The 6,522-nt window shown below is 54.0% G+C and carries 5 protein-coding genes; all 5 read right to left on the minus strand.

The window, feature by feature from the left end; genetic code table 11:
- A partial coding sequence (gene glgP / locus VU18_RS16370; protein WP_047758567.1) for a glycogen/starch/alpha-glucan family phosphorylase occupies positions 1-1,314 on the minus strand: 1,314 nt, incomplete at its 3' end.
- On the minus strand, positions 1,301-2,758 hold the full coding sequence (gene glgA / locus VU18_RS16375) for a glycogen synthase GlgA (protein WP_021322718.1): 1,458 nt from the start codon (positions 2,756-2,758) through the stop codon (positions 1,301-1,303). The genes glgA and glgP, both read right to left, overlap by 14 nt.
- A complete protein-coding gene (locus VU18_RS16380; protein ID WP_015375684.1) occupies positions 2,755-3,789 on the minus strand; it encodes a sugar phosphate nucleotidyltransferase in 1,035 nt (344 codons plus the stop codon). The genes glgA and VU18_RS16380 overlap by 4 nt, the downstream gene beginning before the upstream one ends.
- Positions 3,786-4,955, minus strand: coding sequence for a glucose-1-phosphate adenylyltransferase (locus VU18_RS16385; protein ID WP_015375685.1), 1,170 nt, complete (start codon positions 4,953-4,955; stop codon positions 3,786-3,788). The genes VU18_RS16380 and VU18_RS16385 overlap by 4 nt, the downstream gene beginning before the upstream one ends.
- On the minus strand, positions 4,837-6,522 hold a 1,686-nt coding region (gene glgB, locus VU18_RS16390; protein WP_047758568.1), incomplete at its 5' end, for a 1,4-alpha-glucan branching protein GlgB. The genes glgB and VU18_RS16385, both read right to left, overlap by 119 nt.

The following is a 6,522-nucleotide window of genomic DNA, read 5'->3' on the forward strand; positions in this document are numbered from 1 at the left end:
AAACAAGCGCATTTCCCGCTGTTTCAATATGTCCGTATGGAGTTTCGCCACACCGTTGACGCTATGGCTCGCAACAACGGCCAAGTGCGCCATTTTCACCATCCCGTGGGCGACGATGGCCATTTGTTCAATCCGCCTCCAATCGCCGGGATAACGTTCCCACAGCTCGCGGCAAAACCGTTCGTTGATTTCCTCGACGATCATATAAATGCGCGGCAACAGCGGCTGAAACAGACGAATCGGCCATTTCTCCAGCGCTTCCGCCAGCGTCGTATGATTCGTGTACGCGATCGTATGGGTCGTAATGTGCCAAGCCTCTTCCCAGCTCATCCCTTCCTCATCGAGCAAAATGCGCATCAACTCCGGAATCGCAAGCGCGGGGTGCGTGTCGTTGATATGAATGGCGACATATTCATGGAGGCGGCGCAAGCTCCCGTGCTGGCGGCGATGGGCGCGAGTGATGCTGCCGAGGCTGGCGGCGGCGAGAAAATACTGCTGCTTTAACCGCAGCAGTTTGCCTTCATCGTGCGTATCGTCCGGGTACAAAAACTCCGAAATGGCTTCCGTCTCCCGTTTGTACTTCATCACATCTTTATGAAGCGGGAACGTTTTCGCCGGCTCGGCGCTCCAAAGCCTGAGCGTGTTGACCGTGTTCGTCCCGAAGCCGATGACCGGCATATCGTACGGCACAGCCATCACGTTTTCGCTGTCGACATGGCGGAACACAAGGCGGCCGTTTTGTTCCGACACCTCGACCCTTCCCCAGAAGCGAACTTCGACCGCCAGCTCTTCTTTCCGGATTTCCCAAACGTTCCCGTTTCGCAGCCATTGCTCCGGCAGCTCGACTTGATAGCCGTCAACGATTTTTTGATCAAACAGCCCGTGTTTATAGCGAATGCCGTGGCCGTGGCCCGACAAATTCAATGTGGCGAGCGAGTCAAGAAAACAGGCGGCGAGCCGCCCGAGCCCGCCATTGCCAAGCCCAGCGTCCGCCTCGCTCTCCTCGACGTCTTCGAGGCGGATGCCGAGCTCGCGAAGCCCCTCTTCGACCATCGGGCGGACACCGAGGTTTAACAAGTTGCTTCCGAGCAAACGGCCGAGCAAAAACTCGATCGACAAATAGTACACCTGCTTCCGCCGCTCCGCCCGGCAGCGCTCGTTCGTCGCGATCCAATGGCGGCTGATATGTTCGCGCACCATATGGCCAAGGACATGATAATGATCGCGCGCCGTCGACTCCGCAAACGGTTTGCCGCACAACGCCTCGACCCGCGTCACAAACGCCCGTTGAAACGTTTCTTTATCCGCGAACAAGCGCGTCTTCCCCCTTTTTGTTCAGCTGTTCGTACGCTTTTCGATACTCCCTCGCCGACCGGCGCCAGCTGTAATCGCCGCGCATCGCCCGCTCCATGAGCCGCTCCCAGACAGACGGCTGGCGGTAAAACGACAGCGCCCGGCGGATCGTGTACAACATGTCGTGGGCGTTAAAGTTCGTAAAGCTGAACCCGTTCCCTTCTCCTGTGAATTCATTGTACGATTGCACCGTATCGTTCAGCCCGCCCGTTTCCCGAACGATCGGAATCGTCCCATACCGAAGCGCGATCATTTGGCTCAGCCCGCACGGTTCAAACAACGACGGCATTAAAAACAAGTCCGCGCCCGCATAAATTTGATGGGCGAGCGGTTCGTGAAAGCCGATGTACACCCCGACTTTGTCCGGATAGGCCGCCGCCATTTGCGAGAAAAACTGTTCAAACCGCCAATCCCCCGTTCCAAGCACAACAAGCTGCATCTCTTCCTGCATCAAATCATGAAAGACGCACGTGACTAAATCGAGCCCTTTTTGCGCCGTCATTCGCGTCACCATTGCGACAACGGGTGCATCATCCCGCTCTGGCAGACCAAACCGCCGCTGCAAAGCGCGCTTGTTGAGTTTTTTTCTTTCCCGCGTATGTACGCTATAGGTCGCCGCTAAAAACGGATCGGTTTCCGGGTTGTAAAACTCGTCGTCAATGCCGTTTAAAATGCCAAGCAAATCATCCCGCCGCGCCCGCAGCAAGCCGTCCAACCGCTCGCCGTAATAGGCGGTTTGAATCTCTTCTTTGTACGTCGGACTCACCGTCGTGATCAAATCGGAGGCGACAAGCGCCCCTTTCATAAAGCTGACGCTTCCGTAAAACTCGAGCTGGTCGACGGTGAAATACCGTCCGTCCAAATTCAACAAATCCTCTAAAATCCCGCGCGGAAACAGCCCTTGAAACTGCAAGTTGTGAATCGTAAACATCGTGCGGATATCCGCATAAAACGGATCATGGTGGTATTGCTCGCGCAGCAAAAATGGAATCATGCCGGTGTGCCAGTCATGGCAATGAATGATGTCGGGCTGAAACCCGATCTCCGGCAGCGCGTCCAGCACCGCCCGGCAAAAATAAGAAAACCGCTCACCGTCGTCATAATGGCCGTACAGCTGCGGCCGTTTGAAGTAATACTCGTTGTCGATGAAGTAATAGATGACCCCGTCGTGCTCGAGCTCCTCCACGCCGGCATATTGGCGGCGCCACCCGACCGGCACGGTGAACTCCGCCGTTTTGTTCATCTTCTCTTTCCATTCGCGGGCGATCGTCTCATATTTCGGCAGCATGACACGGGCGTCAACGCCGAGCCGGCGCAGCTCTTTCGGCAGCGCGCCGGCGACGTCGGCCAATCCTCCCGATTTGGCAAACGGGGCGCATTCTGATACGGCAAACAGCACGTTCATCGATTCACGACCTCCCCTTGCACCGTTCCTTTGCGAACGACAAACGGCCGCTCCGCCGTCCCTTGCAAAACGACCCCCGGTTCGATTTTCGCGTCTTTGTCGACGATGACGCCATCAAGCACACAACCATCGCCGATTTGGCATTTTTGCATCACGATGCTGTTCTTCACAACGGCTCCTTTGCCGATTTTCACGGAACGAAACAGGACGCTGTTTTCCACCGTTCCTTCAATGACGCAGCCGTTGGCGATCATCGAGCGCTTCACATTCCCTTCCCGGCGGTATTTCGTCGGCGGCTCGTCTTTCACTTTCGTATAAATCGGCCGCGATGGAAGAAAAAGCTGCTCCCAAGCGCTTCGGTCAAGCAGCTCCATGCTTGCCTGAAAATAGCGGGCGAGCGAATCGATGACGGCCGCATACCCGCTGTATTCATAGTCGCAAATGGACAGCGAATGGCGGTCGTCATGAATGACATCGACGATGCTCCGATAGCCGTGGTCTTTGTAGCCGGCGATCAAATCAAGCAGAAGAGACGTCTCCAACACGTACATCTCCAGCGGCTCGCCGCGATGGCAAATTCGCGTCACATCGCAGCCGCGTTCGATATGGCGCTCGAGGACGGCGTCAAAGTCGATGTTGCACACCGTGTAGCTATTGACGATGACCGCATACTTTTGCCGGCTCCGCAAAAAATAGTCGATATGCTGCTCAAAATGGGCAAACGCCCCGACCCGGCGCTCACCGGAAAACAACAAGTCCGGCGATGGGAAGAAAAACAATCCGTCCCGCTTTCGGTTTAAATCCCAATTCTTCCCTGATCCTAAATGGTCCATCAGCGACCGATATTGGTATTTCGGAAAAATCGCGACGCTTTCAATGCCGGAGTTGACCATGCTTGAAAGCACGAAATCAATGAGCCGATACCGCCCGGCAAACGGCACCGCTGCGATTGAGCGTTGCTCGACAAGCGGCGCTAACGCCTCCATATACGTGGTCGCGTCGATGACGCCCAACATCATGTTGTTGTTCATTGTGCTCCATCCTTCCTTGCGGTGTCCTTATTCCGTTGCTTGATCCACTCGGTCGTTACGAGCACGACGTCATCATCAGCATCGCCCGGGCTCACAGTCGAATGCGGCGGGATGACGATCTCCGGAGTGACGATCGCTCGCTCGACATACGCTCCTTCACCAACTGTTGCCCCTGGCATAATGACGGATTCTTTCACAACCGCTCCCTTGCCGATGCGGGCGCCTTGAAACAGCACTGAGCGCTCCACCGTTCCTTCCACGACGCATCCCTCATTGATGAGAGAATCGCTCACTTCCGCCTCGGGAGCGATGTATTGCGGCGGCTGGTTCGGGTTGACCGAATAAATGCGCCACGAGCGGTCAAACAAGTCAAGTTCATTGTGTTCATCGAGCAAATCCATGTTGGCTTCCCACAAGCTTTTGACGGTGCCGACATCTTTCCAATAGCCTTTGAACGGATAGGCCACGAGCCGCTTGTTCTCCCGAAGCAGCCGCGGAATCACATCTTTGCCGAAGTCGTGCGACGAATGCGGGTCGGCGTTGTCGATTTGCAAATACTCCCTCAATAACGGCCAATTGAAAATGTAAATGCCCATCGATGCCAAATTGCTTTTCGGATTGGCCGGCTTTTCGGCAAATTCGACAATCTCCATGTTTTCATTCGTGTTCATAATGCCGAATCGGCTCGCCTCTTCCCACGGCACTTCAATGACGGAAATCGTTGCATCCGCCTGTTTGGCGATATGGTAGTCGAGCATCTGCTGGTAATCCATCTTGTAAATATGATCGCCAGACAGCACGAGAACGTAATCCGGGTCGTACTGTTCAATATAATTCATATTTTGATAAAGGGCGTTCGCTGTGCCTTCGTACCATTTGACGCCGGAAGAGGCGGAGTAAGGGGGAAGGACGGTGACGCCCCCGTTTCTTCGATCTAAATCCCATGCGCTTCCGATGCCGATGTACGAGTGCAAAAGAAGCGGCTGATATTGGGTCAACACCCCGACTGTGTCAATGCCCGAGTTCGTGCAATTGCTCAACGTAAAATCAATGATCCGGTACTTCCCCCCAAACGGCACGGCTGGTTTCGCGATGTTTTTCGTCAGCGAGCGAAGCCGGCTTCCTTGCCCGCCGGCCAATAACATGGCGATGCACTTCTTCTTCATTCTGCTTTCTCTCCCCTCGTTTTTGCACTGGCCGCAAAATGGAAATGCCAAACGGCGGAATCGTCATGCGCACATGGTACGGTTTTCCATGAAACGGCTCATGGAAAGCGGAAAGCCGCTTCGAATTGACATGCCCTGATCCGCCAAACTCCGCTGCATCGCTGTTCAGCACTTCGCGGTACGGCGCCAAAAGCGGCACGCCGACTTTGTAATCGTCATACGCCTGATTTGTGAAATTACAAACAATGACCAGCACATCACCTTCTTTTTTCCCCCGGCGGATGAATGAGAAAATACTTTGCTCGGCATTATGAACGTCAATCCATTCAAACCCCCTCGGATCATGATCAAGCTCGTAAAACGGCTTATACCGTTTATAGCAGGCGATCAGCTGCTTCACATATTCGTCCATTTTCCAGTGCAATTCAAAATCGAACAGCACCCAGTCGAGCTCTCCCTCAAACTTCCATTCATCAAACTGGGCAAACTCACTGCCCATAAACAGCAGCTTTTTCCCAGGGTGGGCCATCATGTAGCCATACAATAGGCGCAGCTGGGCGAACTTCTCTTCGTACGACCCAGGCATTTTATTGAGCAGCGATTTTTTGCCATGCACAACTTCATCATGGGAAAATGGCAAAATGAAATTTTCCGAATACGCATAAAGGAGGGAAAAACTGACTTGGTTATGGGCGTATTTCCGCTCATGCGGCGGCGTTTCCATATACTTCAGCATGTCGTTCATCCAGCCCATGTTCCACTTGTAGTTAAACCCAAGGCCGCCATCGTACGTCGGCGCGGTCACCCGAGGCCAGTCGGTCGAATCTTCAGCGATCATCAAGACGTTCGGGTCATAGGCAAACACCGCCTCATTCAACTGGCGCAAAAACTCGACCGCATACGGATTTTCATAGAGCCGGTCATTGTTCGGCCAATAAAGCATATTGGCGACCGCATCGACGCGAAACCCGTCCACATGGTAATACTCCAGCCAAAACAACGCATTGGAGATCAGAAAACTGCGCACTTCCGGCTTGCCCAAGTCAAAATTCGCCGTCCCCCAGACGTAATTTTCTCGGTCTTTTTCATTCGCGTATTCATACGTCGGTGCGCCGTCAAACATGTACAGCCCGTGGGCGTCCTTGCAAAAATGCCCCGGCACCCAGTCGATGATGACGCCAAGCCCCGCTTGATGGCAGCGGTCGACGAAATACATGAAATCGTGCGGCGTGCCATAGCGGCTTGTCACCGAATAATAGCCGGTCCCTTGATATCCCCACGAACGATCGAGCGGATGCTCGACAAGCGGAAGCAGCTCAATGTGCGTAAATCCGCGCTCCAGCACGTACGGAATGAGTTCGTCGGCCATCTCACGGTACGTATAAAAGCGGCCGTCCGGTTTCTTTTTCCACGAACCGAAATGAAGTTCATAAATGACCATCGGTTGGTCATAAATCCGCTTTCGCCGTTTCTTCCGCTGCCAAGATGAATCATTCCACTGGTATCCTTTCAAATCGTAGACAATCGAGGCGGTATGAGGGCGCAATTCGGAGTAAAAGGCGTACGG

Origin of the sequence: Geobacillus sp. ZGt-1, assembly GCF_001026865.1 — a bacterium.
Lineage (GTDB): Bacteria > Bacillota > Bacilli > Bacillales > Anoxybacillaceae > Geobacillus > Geobacillus thermoleovorans.